The sequence below is a fragment of the Streptomyces sp. 142MFCol3.1 genome, from assembly GCF_000424945.1.
In the GTDB taxonomy this organism is placed as follows: Bacteria; Actinomycetota; Actinomycetes; order Streptomycetales; family Streptomycetaceae; genus Streptomyces; species Streptomyces siamensis.
This window is the reverse complement of the sequence record NZ_AUKV01000013.1, coordinates 166,184-185,197: the sequence shown is the minus strand read 5'-3', so window position 1 is coordinate 185,197 and position 19,014 is coordinate 166,184. Positions and strand designations below refer to the sequence as shown.

At 69.2% G+C, this 19,014-nt stretch carries 25 protein-coding genes and 2 pseudogenes; 12 read left to right on the top strand and 15 right to left on the bottom strand.

Translation table 11 applies throughout. The features are described 5' to 3' along the window. Nucleotides 1–15: 15 nt before the first annotated feature. Both H305_RS0120890 and H305_RS0120885 read left to right on the top strand, forming a co-directional pair. A complete protein-coding gene (locus H305_RS0120890; RefSeq protein WP_028802096.1) occupies nucleotides 16–981 on the top strand; it encodes an amino acid ABC transporter permease in 966 nt (321 codons plus the stop codon). Continuing rightward, complete coding sequence (locus tag H305_RS0120885; RefSeq protein WP_028802095.1) at nucleotides 981–1,742, top strand: amino acid ABC transporter ATP-binding protein; 762 nt, start codon at nucleotides 981–983, stop codon at nucleotides 1,740–1,742. Before H305_RS0120890 ends, H305_RS0120885 begins: the two co-directional genes overlap by 1 nt. A 112-nt stretch (nucleotides 1,743–1,854) precedes the next feature. On the opposite strand, the gene H305_RS0120880 is transcribed toward H305_RS0120885, so the two are convergent. From H305_RS0120880 to H305_RS0120870, 3 genes are all read right to left on the bottom strand, one after another. Then, nucleotides 1,855–2,637, bottom strand: a complete 783-nt coding sequence (locus H305_RS0120880) for a hypothetical protein (protein ID WP_028802094.1) — start codon at nucleotides 2,635–2,637, stop codon at nucleotides 1,855–1,857. After that, nucleotides 2,634–3,122, bottom strand: coding sequence for a sigma-70 family RNA polymerase sigma factor (locus H305_RS0120875; RefSeq protein WP_028802093.1), 489 nt, complete (start codon nucleotides 3,120–3,122; stop codon nucleotides 2,634–2,636). The genes H305_RS0120880 and H305_RS0120875 overlap by 4 nt, the downstream gene beginning before the upstream one ends. A 127-nt stretch (nucleotides 3,123–3,249) precedes the next feature. Next, entirely contained in the window at nucleotides 3,250–4,020 is a 771-nt protein-coding gene (locus tag H305_RS0120870; protein ID WP_028802092.1) for a class I SAM-dependent methyltransferase, read from the bottom strand. Between the two features lie 100 nt (nucleotides 4,021–4,120). On the opposite strand from H305_RS0120870, the gene H305_RS0120865 reads away from it, so the two are divergent. Next, complete coding sequence (locus tag H305_RS0120865) at nucleotides 4,121–4,750, top strand: CGNR zinc finger domain-containing protein (RefSeq protein WP_028802091.1); 630 nt, start codon at nucleotides 4,121–4,123, stop codon at nucleotides 4,748–4,750. Here H305_RS0120865 and sodX read toward each other — a convergent pair. Next, complete coding sequence (gene sodX, locus H305_RS0120860) at nucleotides 4,654–5,088, bottom strand: nickel-type superoxide dismutase maturation protease (protein ID WP_037764812.1); 435 nt, start codon at nucleotides 5,086–5,088, stop codon at nucleotides 4,654–4,656. The two genes, H305_RS0120865 and sodX, sit on opposite strands and share 97 nt — an antisense overlap. A gap of 145 nt (nucleotides 5,089–5,233) precedes the next feature. Here sodX and sodN point away from each other — a divergent pair, with 145 nt between their 5' ends. From sodN to H305_RS0120845, 3 genes are all read left to right on the top strand, one after another. Further along, a complete protein-coding gene (gene sodN, locus H305_RS0120855; RefSeq protein WP_020123534.1) occupies nucleotides 5,234–5,629 on the top strand; it encodes a superoxide dismutase, Ni in 396 nt (131 codons plus the stop codon). Between the two features lie 31 nt (nucleotides 5,630–5,660). After that, nucleotides 5,661–5,906, top strand: a complete 246-nt coding sequence (locus H305_RS52525) for a hypothetical protein (protein WP_028802089.1) — start codon at nucleotides 5,661–5,663, stop codon at nucleotides 5,904–5,906. 370 nt (nucleotides 5,907–6,276) lie between these two features. Next, on the top strand, nucleotides 6,277–7,518 hold the full coding sequence (locus H305_RS0120845) for a PP2C family protein-serine/threonine phosphatase (protein WP_028802088.1): 1,242 nt from the start codon (nucleotides 6,277–6,279) through the stop codon (nucleotides 7,516–7,518). 241 nt (nucleotides 7,519–7,759) lie between these two features. Here H305_RS0120845 and H305_RS54055 read toward each other — a convergent pair whose 3' ends face one another. Next, a complete protein-coding gene (locus H305_RS54055; protein ID WP_199791433.1) occupies nucleotides 7,760–7,921 on the bottom strand; it encodes a hypothetical protein in 162 nt (53 codons plus the stop codon). Nucleotides 7,922–7,925: 4 nt separating this feature from the next. Further along, a complete protein-coding gene (locus H305_RS0120835) occupies nucleotides 7,926–8,531 on the bottom strand; it encodes a DUF5994 family protein (RefSeq protein WP_028802087.1) in 606 nt (201 codons plus the stop codon). A gap of 440 nt (nucleotides 8,532–8,971) precedes the next feature. On the opposite strand from H305_RS0120835, the gene H305_RS0120830 reads away from it, so the two are divergent. Beyond that, the gene (locus tag H305_RS0120830) at nucleotides 8,972–10,240 is read left to right on the top strand and encodes an ATP-binding protein (protein WP_028802086.1); all 1,269 of its coding nucleotides are present in this window, start codon (nucleotides 8,972–8,974) and stop codon (nucleotides 10,238–10,240) included. A 230-nt stretch (nucleotides 10,241–10,470) separates the two neighbouring features. On the opposite strand, the gene H305_RS56425 is transcribed toward H305_RS0120830, so the two are convergent. From H305_RS56425 to H305_RS49475, 4 genes are all read right to left on the bottom strand, one after another. Further along, nucleotides 10,471–11,001: a hypothetical protein gene (locus H305_RS56425; protein ID WP_420708105.1), complete on the bottom strand. Its 531-nt coding sequence runs from the start codon at nucleotides 10,999–11,001 to the stop codon at nucleotides 10,471–10,473. Nucleotides 11,002–11,008: 7 nt separating this feature from the next. After that, on the bottom strand, nucleotides 11,009–11,545 hold the full coding sequence (locus H305_RS0120820) for a DUF5994 family protein (protein WP_028802084.1): 537 nt from the start codon (nucleotides 11,543–11,545) through the stop codon (nucleotides 11,009–11,011). A gap of 113 nt (nucleotides 11,546–11,658) precedes the next feature. Beyond that, complete coding sequence (locus H305_RS54920) at nucleotides 11,659–11,814, bottom strand: hypothetical protein (RefSeq protein WP_234020978.1); 156 nt, start codon at nucleotides 11,812–11,814, stop codon at nucleotides 11,659–11,661. Nucleotides 11,815–12,000: 186 nt separating this feature from the next. Beyond that, a complete protein-coding gene (locus tag H305_RS49475; RefSeq protein WP_028802083.1) occupies nucleotides 12,001–12,489 on the bottom strand; it encodes a hypothetical protein in 489 nt (162 codons plus the stop codon). Between the two features lie 139 nt (nucleotides 12,490–12,628). On the opposite strand from H305_RS49475, the gene H305_RS46630 reads away from it, so the two are divergent. Both H305_RS46630 and H305_RS0120800 read left to right on the top strand, forming a co-directional pair. Beyond that, nucleotides 12,629–13,501, top strand: coding sequence for a hypothetical protein (locus tag H305_RS46630; RefSeq protein ID WP_051370805.1), 873 nt, complete (start codon nucleotides 12,629–12,631; stop codon nucleotides 13,499–13,501). Continuing rightward, a complete protein-coding gene (locus H305_RS0120800) occupies nucleotides 13,498–14,250 on the top strand; it encodes a VOC family protein (RefSeq protein WP_028802082.1) in 753 nt (250 codons plus the stop codon). The genes H305_RS46630 and H305_RS0120800 overlap by 4 nt, the downstream gene beginning before the upstream one ends. Here the strand turns inward: H305_RS0120800 and H305_RS46625 are convergent. Together H305_RS46625 and H305_RS0120785 are read right to left on the bottom strand one after the other, a co-directional pair. Then, nucleotides 14,247–15,342: pseudogene (locus H305_RS46625) on the bottom strand (IS630 family transposase). The gene H305_RS0120800 and the pseudogene H305_RS46625 sit on opposite strands and share 4 nt — an antisense overlap. A 127-nt stretch (nucleotides 15,343–15,469) precedes the next feature. Beyond that, on the bottom strand, nucleotides 15,470–16,372 hold the full coding sequence (locus H305_RS0120785) for a hypothetical protein (protein WP_234020977.1): 903 nt from the start codon (nucleotides 16,370–16,372) through the stop codon (nucleotides 15,470–15,472). A gap of 170 nt (nucleotides 16,373–16,542) precedes the next feature. Between H305_RS0120785 and H305_RS55795 the strand changes: the two are divergent. The 3 genes and pseudogenes from H305_RS55795 to H305_RS55790 form a co-directional block, all read left to right on the top strand. Beyond that, nucleotides 16,543–16,845, top strand: a pseudogene (locus tag H305_RS55795) (maleylpyruvate isomerase N-terminal domain-containing protein); the annotation flags it as partial. Between the two features lie 130 nt (nucleotides 16,846–16,975). After that, nucleotides 16,976–17,419: an IS630 family transposase gene (locus tag H305_RS54915; protein ID WP_028802078.1), complete on the top strand. Its 444-nt coding sequence runs from the start codon at nucleotides 16,976–16,978 to the stop codon at nucleotides 17,417–17,419. Further along, nucleotides 17,304–17,582, top strand: coding sequence for a transposase (locus H305_RS55790; RefSeq protein WP_267880801.1), 279 nt, complete (start codon nucleotides 17,304–17,306; stop codon nucleotides 17,580–17,582). The genes H305_RS54915 and H305_RS55790 overlap by 116 nt, the downstream gene beginning before the upstream one ends. A gap of 29 nt (nucleotides 17,583–17,611) precedes the next feature. Here the strand turns inward: H305_RS55790 and H305_RS0120765 are convergent, their stop codons facing one another. Genes H305_RS0120765 through H305_RS0120755 form a run of 3 tightly spaced genes read right to left on the bottom strand, consistent with a single transcriptional unit; the run spans nucleotide 17,612 to nucleotide 18,954 of the window. Continuing rightward, nucleotides 17,612–17,947 carry a DUF952 domain-containing protein gene (locus H305_RS0120765; RefSeq protein ID WP_028802077.1) on the bottom strand — a complete coding sequence of 112 codons (336 nt, stop codon included), beginning with the start codon at nucleotides 17,945–17,947 and terminating at the stop codon, nucleotides 17,612–17,614. Nucleotides 17,948–17,956: 9 nt separating this feature from the next. Beyond that, on the bottom strand, nucleotides 17,957–18,343 hold the full coding sequence (locus tag H305_RS46610) for a hypothetical protein (protein WP_037764735.1): 387 nt from the start codon (nucleotides 18,341–18,343) through the stop codon (nucleotides 17,957–17,959). 26 nt (nucleotides 18,344–18,369) lie between these two features. Beyond that, the gene (locus tag H305_RS0120755) at nucleotides 18,370–18,954 is read right to left on the bottom strand and encodes a dihydrofolate reductase family protein (protein WP_028802076.1); all 585 of its coding nucleotides are present in this window, start codon (nucleotides 18,952–18,954) and stop codon (nucleotides 18,370–18,372) included. Nucleotides 18,955–19,014 lie beyond the last annotated feature (60 nt).

The following is a 19,014-nucleotide window of genomic DNA, read 5'->3' as shown; positions in this document are numbered from 1 at the left end:
CTGAAGGGCAGTCACGTGACTGACAATCTCGACAAGTCTCCCGCGGACACTCCGCCCTCGGGGCCGACGTTCTCCAAGACGTCGGTGCCCGCGGGCGGCCCGGAGGCCATCAGGGCGATCCCCGTGCGGCACTACGGCCGGTGGGCCAGCGCCGTCATCGTGGTCGCGCTCCTGGTGGCGCTCGGGTACGCGTTCTCGCAGGGCAACATCCAGTGGCACACGGTCGGCGACCAGCTCTTCGAGTCCAGCGTCGTCAAGGGCGCGGGCCGAACGCTGCTGATCAGCGTGCTCGCCATGATCGTGGGTGTGGTGCTGGGCATCCTCCTCGCGGTGATGCGGCTCTCGAAGAACCCGGTGACCAGCAGTGTCGCCTGGCTGTACATCTGGTTCTTCCGCGGCACCCCGGTCTACGTCCAGCTGCTGCTGTGGTTCAACCTGGCGCTGATCTTCCCGGTCCTCAATCTCGGTCCGATCTACAAGAACGAGATGACGGACGTCATGACCCCGTTCATGTGCGCCCTGCTGGGCCTCGGCCTGAACGAGGCCGCGTACATGGCCGAGATCTGCCGCGCCGGCCTGCTGGCCGTCGACGAGGGTCAGACGGAGGCCGCGCACGCGCTGGGCATGAGCCACGCCAAGACGCTGCGCCGGATCGTGATCCCGCAGGCCATGCGCGTGATCGTGCCGCCGACGGGCAACGAGTTCATCAACATGCTGAAGACCTCGTCGCTGGTGTACGCGGTCACCTACAACGAGCTGCTGCGTTCGACGTCGGCGATCGGTTCCACCAGTTACGCCGTGATGGAGATGCTCTTCGTGGCCTCCATCTGGTACCTGGCGATGACCAGCGTGTTCAGCGTCTTCCAGTACTACCTGGAGCGCTACTACGCCCGCGGTTCCAGCCGCAGCCTGCCGCCGACGGTCTTCCAGAAGATCCAGTTGAACCTGTTCTCGAAGGGCAGCTTGAGGGGAGCCGTGTGATGACCGCCATGGTGAAGGCCGAGGGCGTCCACAAGTCCTTCGGCCTGGTCGAAGTCCTCAAGGGGATCGACCTGGAGGTGAATTCCGGCGAGGTGTTCTGCCTCATCGGCCCGTCCGGGTCCGGCAAGTCCACGTTCCTCAGGTGCATCAACCACCTGGAGAAGATCAACGCCGGTCGCCTGTACGTCGACGGGGAGCTGGTCGGCTACCGCCAGAAGGGCGACAAGCTGTACGAGCTCAAGGACAGCGAGGTGGCCCTGAAGCGCCGGGACATCGGCATGGTCTTCCAGCGCTTCAACCTGTTCCCTCACATGACGGCCGTCGAGAACGTCATGGAGGCGCCCGTCCAGGTGAAGAGCGCCAAGAGGTCGGACGCGCACCACCGGGCGATGGAGCTCCTGGACCGGGTGGGTCTGTCCGACAAGGCGGGCAACTACCCCTCGCAGCTGTCCGGCGGCCAGCAGCAGCGTGTGGCGATCGCCCGCGCGCTGGCGATGGACCCGAAGCTGATGCTCTTCGACGAGCCGACCTCGGCGCTCGACCCGGAGCTGGTCGGTGACGTCCTCGACGTCATGCGCGACCTCGCCGAGTCCGGCATGACGATGGTGGTCGTCACGCACGAGATGGGCTTCGCCCGTGAGGTCGGCGACTCGCTGGTCTTCATGGACGGCGGTGTGGTGGTCGAGTCCGGCCACCCGCGTGACGTCCTGACGGACCCGCAGCACGAGCGCACCAAGTCGTTCCTGTCGAAGGTGCTCTGACTTCGGCGTTCGATTCCGCGAGAGCACGAGAAGGGGCGGTACGGGACTCTCCCGAACCGCCCCTTCTCCGTGTCCGCCCTCCCCCTGTCCGCCCTTCTCCGTGTCCGCCCGGCTACGGCAGCAGGTGCGGGTTCAGCGTCAGCTTGCGCAGCTGGTCCCGGTCCAGCGGCGGTGTCTTCAGCAGCGGGCCGAGCTGGCCCTTGCCCTGGAAGCCGCCGTTGGCGCGCACGTGCAGGACCCGGCCGTCGGCGAGCCGGAGGGTCGCGACGAGCTCCGGGCCCCACGTCGGGTAGGAGTAGGTGCCGGGATCCGGCGCGCCCGTCCGGTAGATGCCCAGTACGTTCCCGTTCGGGAGCTTCTCGCTGGTGCAGTCCACCGTGCCGTCGCGGGGCGAGTCCTTGCAGGGGTCCTGGAGCCCCAGGCCGCCCGTCTTGACCTCGACCTCCTTGGCCGTGGACAGGTGGACGCTGATGTAGCCGACTCCGCCGTGCCGGCTGACGGCGTAGTCCCCGTCGTACGGTCCGACGGGCTTGGGCAGCGGGGCCTTAGGCACCTGCTTGACCAGCCGCAGCAGCGAGACCTCGCTGATCCTGCCGGTCCCGGCGGGCAGCAGCTTCGCGAATCGGGCCGCCCTGGAGGTGAGCTCTCCGGCGGTGGGCCGGCCGGCCACGCTCGTCTCCCGGCCCTTGTCGTCGAGCAGTCCCGGTCCGAGGACGAGTGCCGCCGCCACGGCCGCCGCCGTGACGCCGGTCGTCGCCGCCCGGCGCCGCCACCGCAGCCGGGAGGCCCGTGCGAAGACGGCCTCGCTGCCGTGCTCGTGCGGCGTCCGGACGTCGTCCACGGCCCGTCCGAGCAGTTCCCGGACGCGCTCCGTCTCCATCTCCCGCAGGTTCATACGTATTCCTCCCGCACCGCGGCCCGCAGTGCCGCGAGTCCCCTGGCCGTGTGGCTCTTGACCGTGCTCTCCCGCATCCCGAGCAGCTGGGCCGTGGCGGCCACGCTCAGGTCCTCCCAGTAGCGCAGCACCAGTACGGCGCGCTGCTTGGGTGCGAGCCGCGCGAGGGCGGCCCGCACCACGAGTCCGGTGTCGCTGTCGACCGACAGTTCCGCGACGTCCGGCACGTCGCCGTACGCCTGCTCGCGCCGCCAGAAGCGGCGGCGCGCGGAGATGAAGGTGTTGACCAGCGTTCTGCGCGCATAGGCCTCGAGGTTGTCGAGGCGGCCGTGCCGGCGCGCACCGAGGACGACCTTCACCAGGGTCGTCTGGACGAGGTCCTCGGCCTCGTCCCGGTTTCCGCACAGCAGATAGGCGCTGCGGAACAGCGCCGTCCGTCTGCCCTCCACGAAGGCGTGCAGAGCGGCTTCCTCGCCGCGCGTCATCCCGCCCCCTTCCCCGGCCCGCGGTCGCGGGCCGTCTCACCCTTCCAGTGCGGTGGGCTCCTGCGGGGGTTGCAGAAGAGGCGGTACGGATTTTCCGTACCGCCTCCTGAGTGACGTACCGCGGCGGCTACTTGACCGCGAGGACCAGCGCGTCCGAGGGGGAGCGCCAGACCGTCCGGGCCTCCCCGAAGCCCTTCTCGCGCAGGACGCGCGCGTGCCAGTCGGCGGACGGGGTGTCGCCGTCGGCGTGCTCGCCGTAGATCTCGAAGCGCCGGGCGGTGGGGCCGGCGAGGACGGGGTCGGCGGCGGCCAGCTCCCACCATTGGGCCCAGTCGAGGGCGCCGTCCTTCTTGGCCTGATCCATGCGGGCGTGCCGCTGGGCGCGCTCGGCCGCGTTGATCCTGGGGGTCGTCTCGTCGATCATGTGGTCGGCGTTCATGAAGACACCGCCGTCGCGGACGAGTCCCGCGATCCGACCGTAGAGGGCCGCGAGGGGTTCGCTGTGCAGCCAGTGCAGGGCCGTCGCGGTCAGGACGGCGTCGTACGAGTCGTACGGCAGCAGGGACGCCCAGTCCGGGTCCTTGAGGTCGGCCGTGACGAAGGAGACCCGGTCGTCGCCCTCGAAGGTGCCCTCGGCGATGGCGAGCAGGGCGGGATCGAGGTCGACGCCGGTACTGACGGCCTTCGGGAAGCGGGCGAGCAGCCGGGCGGTGATGGTGCCGGTGCCGCAGGCCAGGTCCAGGATGCGCGGCTCGGGACCGACGAGGGCCTCGACCATGTCGAGCATGACCCGGAAGCGCTCCTCGCGGTCCGGCATGTACCACTCCTGCTGCCGGTCCCAGCTCTTCTGCCAGGCTGCCCAGTCGGTTCCCGGTGTGGTTCCGGTCGTGGTGGTCATGGAGTCCCCTTCTTCGCCGCACCTCGTAATACCCTGGAAGCACGATCAGCTGTTACCCGACCGCAGACATGACGATAGAGCGCGCCCGTAAGGACTACAAGTGGAACTGGCCTATTACTCGGATTACGCCGTCCGTCTCGTCAACAGCGAGGAACCGGCCCGGGGCAAGGACGCGCTGACCTCGGTCGAGGCGGTCCGCGACCTCTTCGGCGGCAACTCCTCGGCCGCGCGCCGTGCCACGGACGCGGACGTCACCCGCTTCCGCTCCGTACGGGCGCGGCTGCGCGGGGTCTTCGAGGCGGCGGACGGCGGCGACGAGACCCTCGCCGTCGACCTGCTGAACTCACTCCTCCTGGAGTTCCCGGTGAGCCCCCAGATCTCCGGCCACGACCACCGGGACGACGACGGCCGCCCCCTGTGGCACATGCACCTGGCGGACCACCCCTCGAACGCGACCGCGGGCTACGCGGCGATCGCCGCGATGGGGCTCGCCTTCCACCTCACCGAGTACGGCGTCGACCGGCTGGGGCTGTGCGAGGCGGCGCCCTGCCGCAACGCCTACCTGGACACCTCGACCAACCGCTCCCGGCGCTACTGCTCGGACCGCTGCGCGACCCGTGCCAATGTCGCGGCCTACCGGGCCCGCAAGCGCCTGGAGGCGGACCGGTCCGACAGTACGGGCCTGGCCGCGCCGAACGCCCAGCGCGCCAGCGCGACCGGCGAGCGCTGACCCCGCTTCAGGGGCCGGTAGCGGAACCACACCTTCCCGAGGACGAGTTCCTCGGGGACGGTTCCGTAGTCGGTGCTGTCCCCGCCCGCGAAGGCGTTGTCGCCGAGCACCCACCAGCCGCCGTCGCGCCGCTCCGCGGCCCGTTTGACGACCAGCAGGTCCTGCTGGAACGGATGGCGCAGGACGACGACGTCGCCGACCCTGACGCGTGCCCCCCATTGCACGACGAGCCGGTCCCCGTGCTGGAGCGTGGGCACCATGGACGGTCCCGTCACCTCGGCCGCGCCGAACGGCAAGACGGCCCTCCCACGCTCGGTCTCCTGCGACAGCTCCGGCATCACCGGCACCTCCCCGGTCCTATCCTCCACCAGTCCCAGTTTCACCCTGGACTTTTGTCCTAAGCCCATGGGGGCACTCGCGAAAACCCGTCTTCCACGGAGTAATGTCCCACCTGAGAAGACGATCACGAGGAAGGACAGCTCAATGCTCTCCCGCCTGTTTGCCCCCAAGGTCAAGGTCAGCGCACACTGCGACCTGCCCTGCGGTGTGTACGACCCGGCCCAGGCCCGCATCGAGGCGGAGTCGGTGAAGGCCGTCCAGGAAAAGATGGCCGCCAACGACGACCCGCACTTCCAGGCTCGCGCCACCGTCATCAAGGAGCAGCGCGCCGAGCTCGCCAAGCACCACGTGTCGGTGCTCTGGAGCGACTACTTCAAGCCCCCGCACTTCGAGAAGTACCCGGAGCTGCACCAGCTGGTCAACGACGCCCTGAAGGCCCTCTCGGCCGCCAAGGCGTCCACCGACCCGGCGACGGGCCAGAAGGCGCTGGACTACATCGCCCAGATCGACAAGATCTTCTGGGAGACCAAGAAGGCCTGATCCTTGGCCAGGCCGTTCGACCTGAGGTTTCGTGGGTCGTATCGCCTACCTGTCCGCACCCGGTCCGCAGGCCGCCGAGCACGGCGTCCATGACGGTCCGGGTGCGGTCGTCTTCTTCCTCGCCGTCCTTGACCCGTTGGTCTGGGGCACCGAGACCTTGATGACCGCCGAAGCCTCCCCACTGCCGACCCCGCCCGTCCGCAGCGACGAGGGTGAGCTACCGCAATTCACGTGGATCACGACCACACCCGAACTGCACCGCTCGGCACCGTCTTGAGCGACGGTTCGGTTCCGGGCAAGGCCCGAACGCGACACAGATCAAGGGGAGTTCAGGTGACTGACGTGCGACGCGGCCAACGCATGCGAGACCTCGGATTCGTCCGGCGAGGCGTCGGCTTCCTGATCGCGTGCGACATGCCACGTTCGACGTAATAGGCACTTTGGGCTGGTCGGCCGCGTCACACTGAGAAGGTTGATCACGGTCGTGTCGGGAGCCTGTGTGTACAGACCACGTGAGAGGGTCGAGCGGATCGGCCATGACCGCCGAAGGGCCCCGAGCCTGCCGGGGCGGGGGCCTCATCCGCGGCACGAGGTCAGCAGGAACACGATGACCGAGACTTCGGGGACACAGGTGCAAGAGCGCGGCCATGGCACAAGGTGAGCGGCGACCGGAAAGCGGCATGACGGACCGGTCGGAAGGGTTCGGTGAGCGGCTGCTGGGTGTGCTGCTGGACCGGGCACACGAGATGCCGCCGCAGCTGATCGCCCCGCTGATCGCGGAAGAGGTGGCCAGGGTCGGTGGTCGCGACGTCTCGATCCTGCTGCAGGACTACGGCCAGCTGGTTTTGGTGCCACTGCCAGGTCGGCGGCTGATGGTCGGTGAGCCCGAGCCGATCGATGACTCTCCCGCCGGCACCGCCTTCCGGCAAGCGACCACCGTCGAGGTGCCGGGGACCGACGGCGTCCGGATGTACCTGCCGCTGCTGGACGGCAGCGACCAGGTGGGCGTGATGGCCCTCACCCTGGACACCGTCGATGACGACGACCGGCGGCTGCTGCGCAGGCTCGCCGGCCTGGTCGCCGACATGCTGGCCACGAAGCACAGCTACACCGATCAGTTCTTCCGCGCCCGGCGCCGTGAACCGATGAGCGTGGCCGCGGAGATCCAGTGGTCCCTGCTGCCGCCGCTGGCGATGTCCGTCCCGCAGGTCGCGGTGGCCGGAATCCTGGAGCCCGCCTACGACGTAGCGGGCGACAGCTTCGACTACGCCCTCAACGAGGACATCCTGCACGTGGCCATGGTCGATGCGATGGGCCACGGCCTGGACGCCGCCACGATGGCGACCGTCGCCGTCGGGGCCTACCGGCACGCCAGACGTGCCGACATCGGCCTGTCCGAGATCTACGCGTTCATGGACCGGGCCATCGCCGACCAGTTCGGGCCCGACCACTTCGTCACCGCGCAGATGATGCGTCTGAACATCGCAACGGGCCACCTGCAATGGGTCAACGCGGGCCACCCCGCACCGCTGCTGATCCGCGACCACCAGGTCGTCCGGCAACTGGCAGGCCCGACCACCCTGCCGGTCGGCTTCGGCGGCGAAGAGCCCCGGATCAGCGAGCAGATGCTCCAACACGGCGACCGGGTGCTGTGCTTCACCGACGGCCTGATCGAGGAACACGAAGCCGGCGAAGAACAATTCGGCGAAGAACAACTCATCCACTGGGTCAACCGCGTCGAACACACGGAGAAGGGGGTACGCGCGGTGGTGCGCGCACTCTCCCACGCCCTCAAACAGCAACGGGGCGGCCGCACCACCGACGACGCGACGCTCTTCCTGATCGAATGGCGCGGCGGCACCGCCGAACACCTCGCCATCCTGGAGTGAGCCGACCCCGCACCACCATGAATGGCAGCTCGGTTCAGGAGACCGGCCGAGTCACGCTGCACGGGGCCGGATCCTCAGCTCTTCCTGCGCTCCGTGCGCGGTCGTGCTCGTGCAGAGAGGCGAACAGCCGGTCCGGCAGCCTGTGTTCCAGGCGCAGGGCCGACTGTCTCATGGCAGGCCGTCCTGGTACGTGGCCCCCTTCCGCTGAGCCGTTGTGCAGGCTGAGCCGGTCGTGCGGGGGTCACTTCTCGGTTCGGTGCCACGGCCGGAGCCGCCACAGCCGGGTATGACCGGAGGGCAAGGTCGCCGTGCGATCGTCGTGGCGCCTCGTGAACAGCTGAATCACGAGCACGCCCACGGCGATCATCGCCACAAGCAGGATCACTGTCGAGAAGGTCTCCATGCCTTCACATTCCTTCTGCCGGGGTCGGCAAGGGGGCAATGACCGTTTCGACAGGGCCATGTGAGGTCGGGTGGCGGGCGTCATGCCCGCCTTCGGATTCCCAGACCGCCTCCCGCATCGAGTCCGAGTCCGCCTCGTCCTCTGCCATGGTCCGGAAGCCTTCGGCCTCACGCATCAGGCCGCTCGCCGTGAGGTTCCGTGACGGGTCGGTGGCCGTGACCATCAGCCGGGCAGCGGTGGCCGGGTCTGTCTCCGGTGGGATCACCAGCAGGTCCCAGCGGCCAAAGGTGTAGGACAGCAGCAACAGCTTGTGCGCGTCTTGACGGGCGTCGGACCAGCCGACGCGCACCATGTGACCGTGCGCGGGTACTTTTCCCGGAATGACCGGCCAGAACGTGCGGCTCACCGCTACCCGGGTGATCCGCCCCCACAGCGCGTCGAGACATTCGACGAGCGCCGGGAGCTGCTCCGTCAGGTTGCGCGAACGGGGCCACCAGGCCCCGTCGACCAGGGCCGGAGAGACACCGGCCGGCGCCAGCGTGAGTCGGAGCGGTGACGAAGAAAGGGCCCGGTCTTCGACTGTGGGCGTGAACGGAATGGTCGCAGTCATGGCGCGGACCCAACCCCGGGCCGGTCACGGCCGGCCCGGTTGTCGTTAATCGCCGAGAACGACGTCGGCCTGGAAGCCTGTGTACGAGATGCTCTCGGTAATCGCCACGGTACTCCTCGCCGAGCCCCGACGGACCGATGCGGAGCGACGGGCTGAACGGACCACGAGACCCTGGTCGTCCGCCTCCGCAGTCAGCGGAGGAGTTGCCCATGCGAGCGCCGGAACAGTCGCACGGCGACGAGGGCCATGCCGGCCACGAGGCGCGTCCGACTACGACGGCCCGCCGCTGACCGCAAGCGCGCTCATCGCCGCAGGCGAGACCCGGTGGTGGTGCGGGCGAGCGATCCGTGCCACCGGAGCGGACTCGTGGCCGATGCCGGTCGCGCGGACTCCGGGCATCGGCTGATGATGGGAGTACGGCCGAACACGCGGAGCTGATCATGACGGGTTGGCGGGTCAGGGACTACACCCAGGACGATCTCGAAGCGCTGATCCGAGTCGACATGGAGAGCGGCACGACCGAGGAGCCGCCGCTCTTCCCGCTCTCGGATGCCGTGACGGCTCTCCAAGCACGCCACCCGGCTGTGGTGGCCACAACCGACGACGTGGTGATCGGCGCCGCGGTGAGCCGGGTGGAGGGCGAACGGGCATGGATCCTGCTCATCTGCATGGCGCCCGGCTGGCGGCAGCGCGGGCTGGGCAGTGCCCTGATCACCGCCCTTGAGCAACGGCTCTTCACCGCCGGCGTCCGGGCAGTGCACGCCGTCCTGCCCGAGGGTGAGACCGGTGACACCGCCCTGCGCAACTGCGACTTCGGCGCCCGCCCCGGGCTGGTCTTCTTCGAGAAACGCGGGCCGGTGACTCCGCAGTCGGCCGGCACGCTGTCCTCGCTCGGAGCGGAGCTGCCACCGGGGGGGCTGTGGCAGAAGGTCGCGGGCATGCAACGGGAGAAGCAGCTCATCGAGCGTCGCCTGGTCCTGCCGCTGGCCCATCCCGAACTGGCCGCCCAGCACGGAGTGGAACTGCCGCGGGCGGTGATGCTGTTCGGCCCGCCCGGGACCGGCAAGAGCACCTTCGCGCACGCGATCGCCAGCCGCCTGGGATGGCCCTTCCTCGAGCTGTTCCCCGCCCGTCTGGCCGCCGAGTACGGCCTGGCGACCGGGCTGAACCGGCGCTTCGACGAGATCGCCCGGCTCGACCACGTCCTCGTCTTCATCGACGAGGTCGAGGAGATCGCCGGCGAACGCTGCGGCGCGGACGCGACCGCTGTCGGCGTCGTCAACGAACTGCTCAAGGCGATCGTCCGGTTCCGAAGCCAGGACGGACGGCTGCTCGTCTGCGCCACGAACAACGTGACCACGCTCGACTCCGCGTTTTTGCGACACGGCCGCTTCGACTACGTGCTGCCGATCGGCCCTCCCGACCACACCGCCAGGACCGCGCTGTGGGAGAGCTACCTGGCCCGAGCGGGCGCGCAGGCCGACAGCGCGGTCCTGGCGTCCGCCAGCGAGGGGTTCACCCCCGCCGACATCGCCCATGCAGCGCGAACCGTCTCCCAGGCCCAGTTCGAGCGCACCTTCGACACCGGAACCCGGGCCGCCCCCACCACAGACGACTATCTGGACACGATCAGCGACACCAAGCCCACGGTCAGCGCCGCCATGGCCCAGGAATTCGCCCAGCAGACGGAGAAGTTCGCCCGCATCTAGCCTAAGGGAGTCGTCCGTGACGGAACTCCCCGTGCTGCGCGAGCGCTTCGCCGCAGTGCGCGGTTATGGAAACAGGCAACGGCTCCGGCGTGAAGCCGCCGGAGCCGCCCTTCCGGGTCATTGCACGTGAGCGTGCGCCGACCCGCTTTCCACATTACGCCAAAGGGATTAATCCGACACGAACAATCCTTGCGAAGGTTCGCTTCGGTCCGAGGAGCCGACGCGGCCGCTCAGCCACGTCCTTCCTCTTCTGTCTCCATCTGCCGGATCCCCTGGTGCGTCAGCGTGATCATCGCGGGCGTGTTGCCCCTCTCCCAGTCCACGACGACCCAGCCTTCGCCCGCCAGGTACATACAGGCGGCGGCCATGTCCTGCTCAGGGATACCGAGGTCGGTGCGGAGCTTCGCCCCATCGACGCCCAGGAGGCGATTGCCTTCGGCGGCTTGGTACAGAGCCTGCATGATCCTGTCGCGGTACGTCTTCCGGTCTCGCAATATCGCCATGACGTGCCTTCCTCTACCGCCCTCGGTCGGGCTGAAGTCGATGTCATCCACGGTCGCTGTCGCGGTGGGGCGCGGCGGAACGGTTTTTCCCGTCACCGCCGACCGACACTGTCTCCGGGGCCGACGCCCGATCCCCGGCAGAACATCGCTGTAGTGGAAGGCGGCGATCCGTTCGTCGTGCTGACCGTTGAGCCGGTGGATCAGAACGACTCCGACGGTGATCAGAAGGAGCAGCACGGCCACGGCGATGGCAGTCATGGTTCTCTCACCTCCGCGGACCGCCGGGCGAGAGCCCTGCCGAGCCGATGGGCCGGGGCAGGGACGACGGCCGATCCGCTCCGCCGTCGGTGTCCCACGCTTCTTGCCTGGTTCGGTCATCGATCCTGTCTGCTGCTTCCTCCCGGGCCGGGGCACCGATACCGTCGCCGGCCATCAGCTGCGCGGCGGCATCGGCACCGCTTTCCGGCGGAACCACCAGCACGTCCCGGCGGCCATCGGTGGAGAAGAAGGTCAGTCTGTGCGGATCCTGCTCCTCGGTGGTCCAGCCCACATGCACCGTGCGCCCGGCGACGGACACCCAAGTCGGGATGACGGGCCAGTAGGCCGGGTTCACCGTGATACGCGTGATGCGACCCCAGAGGTCGCCCAGTGCGGCCGTCAAGGGTGGCAGCTCACGGGTGAGGGCACGGGAGCGAGGCCACCACGTTCCGTCCAGCCCGCCGGGCGCCGACGTCAGGGACAGGCGAACCGGCAGCAACGGCGCGCGCCTGCTCGATTTCGTACGGTCAATGGTCACGGGCATGGCGCGGCCTGTCCCCGGGCTCGTGGGTGCGGCCCGGCGTTGTCGATCACCGGAAACGGCACCGCGGCGGAGCCGGTGCGCGAAGAACTCCCGGTGTCTTCACACTACTCCGCTCACCGGCCCGAAAAGCCGGGGGTGACCAGGTATTTCCCTGCCTTCGGAACCTGGCGTACAGCTTCGGTCTCACGGCGCCCGGCCGCGAAGAGCAGCCCCTCCAGCTCCTTGATGCCGTCGTGCAGTCGCTGGACCGCGGCGAAGTGCCCGTCCACGAGTGGTCGAGCAGGCCGTGCAACAGGAATCCGACGCCGTGACCGGCGGGTCCGGGCTCTCGTCCCAGCGGGCGACGACGTTCTCGATGTCGGGACCGTCGTCCTTGCGGACGGTGATCACGGCCTGGCCGATGAGGAATGCGGTGATCTCGCTGTACGTCAGTGCCGCACCGTCCGGGCTGACGGTCACGGTACGAGAGCGGCCACGTGCGCGCGGTACTTGCGCAAGGACACGTTCAGCGCACGGGCCCCGGTCTCTTCCTTGTCGTGCCCGGCCAGCGCGCGCAGGACCCGCGCCTCCGTCGCACTGAGGTCGAGCCCGTCGAGATCCGCGGCCCGCTCCCACAGTTTCTCGAACAGCGCGACGAGCACGGCCACGATGCCGGGCTGACGGATCATCAGCGCGTCGGTGTCCGACCGGCCCGGTTCGAGCAGCACGAGGGCGACCCGGCGGTCGATGACGAGCAGCGGCAGGAACGGCTCGGCCGTGACGCGGTGCAGATCGCCCAGGCCGTGCAAGTGCCGGGCGTAGGCCAGCTCTTCGGGCAGGTCGAGGGCCGCCGCACCGGCCAGGGTTCGGCTGACCGGACCGTCGGCGAGCTGCCGGCGGTCGCCGCGTTCGTCCTCCCCGTCCTGTTTACGGTGCGCCTCCCCGACATCGCACGCGCCCGTCACTCGGCGTCGCGCGACGCGGTCGCCGAGTGACCGAGCCGGCCGGGCGCGTCCCGGCCGGGGGCCTCCCCCGCTTCACCGGACGCGGCGCTCCCTGAGAGAGTGCGTTCCGGAAAGCACGATGAACGCCGAGGAGTCCCCCATGCCGTCCGCGCGCCCCCGCGTCCTGTTCGTCAGTGACCTGGCCTACCCGGCCAAGGGCCGCCGCTACTGCGACGAGGACATCCTCCTCACCTCTCGGCTGCGTGAGGAGTTCGACGTCGCCCTGTGCCACCCGCTGGACGCGGAGCGGCTGATGCACGGCTTCGACGCGGTGGCCGTGCGCAACAGCGGGCCGGTGCTGAACTACCAGGAGCAGTACGACGCGTTCCGCGCGCGGGCGGTGGCGGACGGTGTGCGCGTGTTCAACGAACTCTCCGGGAAGGGAGACATGGCGGGCAAGCGGTACCTCCTCGATCTGACGGCCGCCGGGTACCCGGTCATCCCCACCGTCGACCGTGCCGAGGACCTGGGCCTGCTGCCCGACGCCGGCCAGTACGTGGTGAAGCCCGAGCTGGGCGCGGACTCGATAGGCCTGGAGTTCGTCTCGCGCGAGCAGCTCGCCGGGCGCGCGTACGGCGACGTCCTCGTCCAGCCCCGTATCGACTTCCGCTACGAGGTGTCCTTCTACTTCGTCGACCGCACCTTCCAGTACGCCCTGTACGCCCCCGCCCCGGACCGGCGGTGGGCTTTGGAGCCGTACGAACCGACCGCGGCCGACCGTGAGTTCGCCCAGCGGTTCGTCGACTGGAACGACATCGACCACGGCATCCAGCGCGTGGACGCCTGCCGTGCCCCCGGCGGTGAACTGCTCCTCGTGGAGCTGGAGGACCTCAACCCGTACCTCTCCCTGGACGTCCTCTCCCCCGGCGTGCGGGACTCGTTCGTCGAGAGCGTGAAAACCTCGTTGCGCGGGCTGATCGCGCGGGAGACGGTACGAGCCGTACCGGCCGACCGACAGGGAGTGCCCCGATGACCGAGCCGATCCGGTGGACCTACGCCTTCGTCGACCGGCCCATGAAGGAGTCCGGCACCGCCCACGACTTCTGGACCGCCGTCACGGGGACGCGGTTGTCCGAACCGCGCGGCGACCGGGACGAGTTCGTCACGCTGCTGCACGACGGAGCGGACGCGTGCGTGAAGGTGCAGGGCGTCGCGGACGGCGACGCGGGCGCGCACCTGGACCTGGCCGTCCAGGACGTGACCGCGTTGGTGCGGTCGGCGCGGCGCCTGGGTGCCGAGGTCGTGGCCGGGCACGAGGGATGGACCGTCCTGCGCTCCCCCGGCGGGCAGTCGTTCTGCGTGGTGCCCTGGCAGGGCGAGTCGACGCGCCCACCGGTGGTCGAGGTGCCGGGCGGCGGGGCGACCAGCCGCCTCGACCAGGTGTGCCTGGACCTGGCGCCGTCCGTGTACGACGCCGAGGTGGCCTTCTGGGGTGAGCTGACCGGCTGGGCGTCACGGCCCGGCGCGTTCCCGGGGTTCCACGTGGTCAGGCCGCCCGCGACGCTGCCGTTCCGCATCCTCCTGCAACGTCTGGACGACGAGCGTCCCGCGTCCGCCCACCACGACATCGCGTGCTCGGACGTCGACGCGGTCCGCGCCCACCACGAGAGCCTCGGCGCCTCCCTCGTCGCGCGCGGCGCCCACTGGAACGTCATGCGGGACCCTGCCGGCGGCACGTACTGCCTGACCCCTCGGGATCCCGCGACGGGCAGCCTCACCTAGTGATCTGGTTCGGAGACCCTGTCGCAGTAGCGGCAGATGCGGTCGAGGATCTGGTCGGCGGTCTTGGTCCATTTGAAGGGCCTGGCATCGTCGTTCCAGACCTTGATCCACTCTTCGAGTGCGGTCTTGAGGTCGTCGAGTGAGCAGGACACCCCACGTGTGAGGCAGCGTCGTTCCAGCTCGGCGAACCACCGTTCGACCTGGCTGATCCAGGACGAGTAGGTCGGGGTTGAAGTGGAGCTGGAAGCGGGGGTGCGCGAGCAGCCACTTGTGCACCACGGGCGCCGTGTGGGCGTAGGCGTTGTCGCAGATGACGTGGACCGCAAGGCTCTTGTCGGTCTGGCGGTCGATCTCGTCGAGGAAGTCGCGGAAGTCGACGGCCCGGTGTTGGGCGGACAGTTTCGTGATCACCTTGCCCTTGGCGGTGTTCAGTGCGGCGGACAGGTCGACGGTCCCGTGCCGGACGTAGTCGAAACTCGGCCGCTCGGGCACTCCCGGAATCATCGGCAGGACCGGTGCGGTCCGCTCAAGAGCCTGGATCTGTGGTTTCTCGTCCATCGCGAAGATGACGGCATTGGCCGGCGGGGCGAGGTAAAGGCCGACGACATCGCGGATCTTGTCGATCAGGAACGGGTCGGGTGAGATCTTGAAGGTCTCAGTCCGCCACGGCTGCACGGCTGCAGGCCGAAGGCGTGCCAGATCCGCAGCACGCTCGCCGGCGAGATCCCCACGACCTTGGCCGGCTCCCGCTTCGACCAGTGCGTCCCGCCCTGTGGCGTCTGCTCCAGGGTACGGACCACGACCTCTTCCACCTGGACATCGGTGATGGTCCGCGGCACCCCGGGCCCGCGGCTCGTCGGCGAGTCCGTCCAGTCGCCGGGCAAGGAACCGTGTGCGCCAGCGGCGCACGGTATCTCTGCCGACACCGAGTCGCGCGGCGACCACGGTGTTGTTCCAGCCGTTCGCGCACGCCAGCACGATGCGTGCGCGAACGGCCAGTCCCTGGGCGGTCGAGCGGCGCTCGGCCCAGCTCTCCAGCGTCAGCCGCTCGGCCTCCGACAACACGACATGTTCCAGCCGGGTATCGCCCATCCACGCAGCACAGCGCGAGCGCGCTACCCGCCGCAGCAGCACGCCGCAATCTGAAAGAGGGGACGCCTCACGTGGCGACCCACGATCTCAAAACCAGATCACTAGTACGTCCTGCGAGACGCCGTTCCTAGCGCATCAGCAGTCCCCGCATCCCCAGCCCGTAGTGCACGCGCAGTCGGTGCAGCTCCCACAGGCCCACCGCCGTGACGGAGAGCGGGGCGCCCAGGATGAACACGTACCGGATCACCGTCGGCACGCCCTCGTGGGCGCCGGTGAACATGTCGATCAGTGCCATCTCCCACGCCAACGCCATGATCAGCAGCGGCGGCACCGTCTCGTGGATGTCCGCGGTGCGGAACACGTGCTGGACGGCGAGTCCCACGCCCCAGACGACGAACGGCGTCACCCAGAAGAGGACGAAGATGGTGAGCGCGAGGATGAGGCCCTTCGTCACGGTGAAGTGGCCCTCCACGAGGGGTTCCTGGCCCTCGAAGAACCCTGAGAGCACGATGATCGGGAAGACGGAGGCCGCCGCCATCATGGCCACGATCGCGCCGAAGCACCGCCCCGCCCGGTGCAGCAGGTCCCGTCGCGCCGCCGGAGCGGCCAGGCCGTACAGGACGCCGACGACGACCGGGAGGGTCGCCGCCAGCACGAGGGCGCTGGTCCACGACTTGTCGACCTGCTCGTCCGCCGCGTCGCTGAGCTTGGGGGCGAGCTTGTAGGCGTAGGACGTCCACAGGAACGCGCCCACGCCGACCAGGGTCCTGATCTTCCGCATCCGCGCCACCTCAGGATCCGAGACGATGCCCGGCCGTGACGGGGTGAAGACCCTGCGCGCGGTGTGGATGGGGCCGATCCGCCGCCGCAGCCGGGTGATCGGCCCGCCCGGCGGCGGCCCCGGCGGCCCCGGGTAGGGCGGCTGGGGCTGTGGCGGCACGTAGGGCTGGGGCGGATAGGGCTGAGGTGGCTGCGGCTGGTAGGGCTGCGGCCCCTGGGGCGGCTGTCCGCCCGGGTTCCAGTTGCTCATCGTTCGTCCCCCGGTATGCGAGTGTGCGCCGCGATGGGCGCGATCGCCGAGTGTATTGAGCACACAGGGTCCGCGCAGCCCTCGCCCCGGGTCGTGCACCGAACGGCCGCAATTATGCAATCATGCTTGCTTGTTTTCATCGGCGCTGCCATGCCCGAGGGGAGCGTCCCGTGTCCGATCCGACGCCCGTGTTCGACGACCTGCGCGAGGAGAGCGAGGAACTCGACCGGCTGGTGGCCGAGTTGCGCGCCGAGCAGTGGGCGCTCGCCACCCCGGCGCCCGGCTGGAGCGTCGCCCACCAGATCGCGCATCTCGCCTGGACGGACCATTCGGCGCTGCTGGCCGCGACCGACACGGACGCCTTCCACGTCCTGGTGGAGAAGGCGCTGGTGTCGCCGGGCTCCTTCGTCGACGACGGTGCCGAGGAGGACCGCTACGCCGGGACCTACCTCGGCAAACGCGAACTACGCGCGCTGGTCGCCAACCCCCGCCTCCAGGTCTACGAAGACCCGAAGGCGTTCCTGACCTGCAACCACTGCAGCCCTGGCGCACGAAACTTTCAAGATCTCTCCGGACCCGCTGCTGATCGACAAGATCCGTGACGTGGTCGGACTGTATCTCGCCCCGCCGGCGAACACGGCCGTCTTCGCGGTCGACGAGAAACCGCAGATCCAGGCCCTGGAACGGACAGCGCCGGTGCTGCCGATGGCGCCGGGCACCCCTGAGCGCCGCAGCTTCGACTACGTCCGGCACGGCACCGTGGACCTGTTCGCCGCCCTGAACACCGCCACCGGCAAGGTGATCGGGAAGCTGTCCGCACAGCACCGCGCGGTCGACTTCCGTGACTTCCTCGACGAGATCGACCGCCAGACCGATCCCGGCCTGGCGGTCCACGTGATCTGCGACAACCTCTCCGCCCACAAGGCGCCGGTTGCACAAGTGGCTGCTTGCGCATCCCCGGTTCCGCCTGCACTTCACCCCGACCTACTCGTCCTGGATCAACCAGGTCGAGCGGTGGTTCGCGGAGCTGGAACGACGCTGCCTTGAACGCGGCGTGTTCTGCTCACTTGATGAACTGAAGACCGGGCTCGAAGAGTGGATCAAGACCTGGAACGAACAGGCTCGGCCCTTCAAGTGGACCAAGACCTCAGATCAGATCATCGACCGCATCTGCCGCTACTGCGACAGGATCTCCGGACCGGGACACTAGGGGCCTGTCGACAGGCCCTGGGCAGGCCCCTAGGTCTGCGGGTCCCAGGTCTCCACGTCCACGACGGCCTCCACCGGGATGGGGCCGTAGACGTGCGGGAACTCCTCGCCCCCGGGCTTCATCGCCTCGTAGCGCACCGGCGCACCGACCCGCTCGGCGTCGATGACGAGGACGACGAGCTCGTCGGGACCGGCGTAGGAGCCGTACAGGAAGGAGGCCACGCCCGGGAGTTGGCGGCGTGTGGAGCAGTGGACGAAGCCCTCCTCGCCGAGGGTGCGGCCACGTGTGGACATCTCGTACGTGCCGGACGCGCGGGCCGCGTCCCACAGGGAGCGCTCGGTGATGTGCAGCAGAGGTTCAGGCATGCGCCCACGCTACGGTCCCCCGTCCGTGGCCCGCACACGGCTGATGTCCGCTCCCTGGGCGTTCGGGCGCGCCGGCTCCTCGGGACGGTCGCCCGGTCCTTGTTCCGGCCGGTCGACGGCCGCTCGGTCCGCCCGCTCGCCGGACGCGTCGTCCGGTGCGCAGCCCGGCGCGTCGTCCGCTGTGCGGCCCGGCGCGTCGTCCGCTGTGCGGCCCGGCGCGTCGTCCGGCTCGCGGACGGGGTGCCGGCGGGGCTCGGCGAACCCGGCCTCGCACTCGGGGTTGTGGCAGGGGCCGGGGCCCCACACGGGGACCCAGGCGCCCAGGGTCTTGTGGCGTCGCACTACGGTGTCGACCGGCTGCCCGCAGGAGGGGCAGACGTGCTCGTCGGTGCCCATGACCCCAGGGTATTGCGGCGGCGGCCTCAGCGCTTCCTGCTGTACGTCCGCACGAGCACGCCGTTCTCGAAGGTGCGCACCGAGTCGAGCGCGAACTCGGCGACGTCGAACCCGGACCCGAACATCGGCATACCCGAGCCGAGCACCACGGGGTAGGTCTTGATGACGAGCTCGTCGACCTCGTCGATCAGGGCTCCGGCGAGCTGCGAGCCGCCGCAGAGGTAGATCCCGAGTTCGCCGTCCTCGGCCTTGAGTTCGCGGATCTTCCCGACGACGTCGTCCCCGACGACCGTCACGTTCGGGTCGGGCGACTCGTCGAGGCCGCGCGAGGCGACGTACTCGCGCAGATGGGCGTACGGGCTGGTCACGCCGATATCCAGTGCCAGGTCGTAGCTGACGCGGCCCTGTATCACCGTGTCGAAGCGGCGGTTGGCCAGATTGTCGATGCCGAGCGCCCGCCGGCCGTGCGTCGCCAGGGTCTCCGGATACTCCGCCTTGAGGAAGGCGAAGTACTCCTCGTCGACGAACGGCATGAAGAACTGCCAGCCCCCCTTCGGGTCTGCGATGAAGCCGTCGATCGAGCAGGCGATGAAGTACGTGAGCTTGCGCAAGCGGGTCTCTTTTCGTGGACGACACGTTCGGGTGGTCCGGCCACGCGACCGAACCACTCC

Excerpts from the sequence above, each read along its gene's own strand:
- H305_RS0120820 (WP_028802084.1), bottom strand. The coding sequence starts at position 11,545 with ATGCCCGTGACCATTGACCGTACGAAATCGAGCAGGCGCGCGCCGTTG.
- H305_RS0120800 (WP_028802082.1), top strand. The coding sequence starts at position 13,498 with ATGACCGAGCCGATCCGGTGGACCTACGCCTTCGTCGACCGGCCCATG.
- H305_RS54055 (WP_199791433.1), bottom strand. The coding sequence starts at position 7,921 with ATGGAGACCTTCTCGACAGTGATCCTGCTTGTGGCGATGATCGCCGTG.
- H305_RS0120765 (WP_028802077.1), bottom strand. The coding sequence starts at position 17,947 with ATGCCTGAACCTCTGCTGCACATCACCGAGCGCTCCCTGTGGGACGCG.
- H305_RS0120830 (WP_028802086.1), top strand. The coding sequence starts at position 8,972 with ATGACGGGTTGGCGGGTCAGGGACTACACCCAGGACGATCTCGAAGCG.
- H305_RS56425 (WP_420708105.1), bottom strand. The coding sequence starts at position 11,001 with ATGACTGCCATCGCCGTGGCCGTGCTGCTCCTTCTGATCACCGTCGGA.
- H305_RS0120875 (WP_028802093.1), bottom strand. The coding sequence starts at position 3,122 with ATGACGCGCGGCGAGGAAGCCGCTCTGCACGCCTTCGTGGAGGGCAGA.
- H305_RS0120870 (WP_028802092.1), bottom strand. The coding sequence starts at position 4,020 with ATGACCACCACGACCGGAACCACACCGGGAACCGACTGGGCAGCCTGG.
- sodX (WP_037764812.1), bottom strand. The coding sequence starts at position 5,088 with ATGCCGGAGCTGTCGCAGGAGACCGAGCGTGGGAGGGCCGTCTTGCCG.
- H305_RS46610 (WP_037764735.1), bottom strand. The coding sequence starts at position 18,343 with ATGGGCACCGACGAGCACGTCTGCCCCTCCTGCGGGCAGCCGGTCGAC.
- H305_RS0120845 (WP_028802088.1), top strand. The coding sequence starts at position 6,277 with ATGGCACAAGGTGAGCGGCGACCGGAAAGCGGCATGACGGACCGGTCG.
- H305_RS0120835 (WP_028802087.1), bottom strand. The coding sequence starts at position 8,531 with ATGACTGCGACCATTCCGTTCACGCCCACAGTCGAAGACCGGGCCCTT.
- H305_RS0120885 (WP_028802095.1), top strand. The coding sequence starts at position 981 with ATGACCGCCATGGTGAAGGCCGAGGGCGTCCACAAGTCCTTCGGCCTG.
- sodN (WP_020123534.1), top strand. The coding sequence starts at position 5,234 with ATGCTCTCCCGCCTGTTTGCCCCCAAGGTCAAGGTCAGCGCACACTGC.
- H305_RS0120880 (WP_028802094.1), bottom strand. The coding sequence starts at position 2,637 with ATGAACCTGCGGGAGATGGAGACGGAGCGCGTCCGGGAACTGCTCGGA.
- H305_RS0120785 (WP_234020977.1), bottom strand. The coding sequence starts at position 16,372 with ATGAGCAACTGGAACCCGGGCGGACAGCCGCCCCAGGGGCCGCAGCCC.
- H305_RS46630 (WP_051370805.1), top strand. The coding sequence starts at position 12,629 with ATGCCGTCCGCGCGCCCCCGCGTCCTGTTCGTCAGTGACCTGGCCTAC.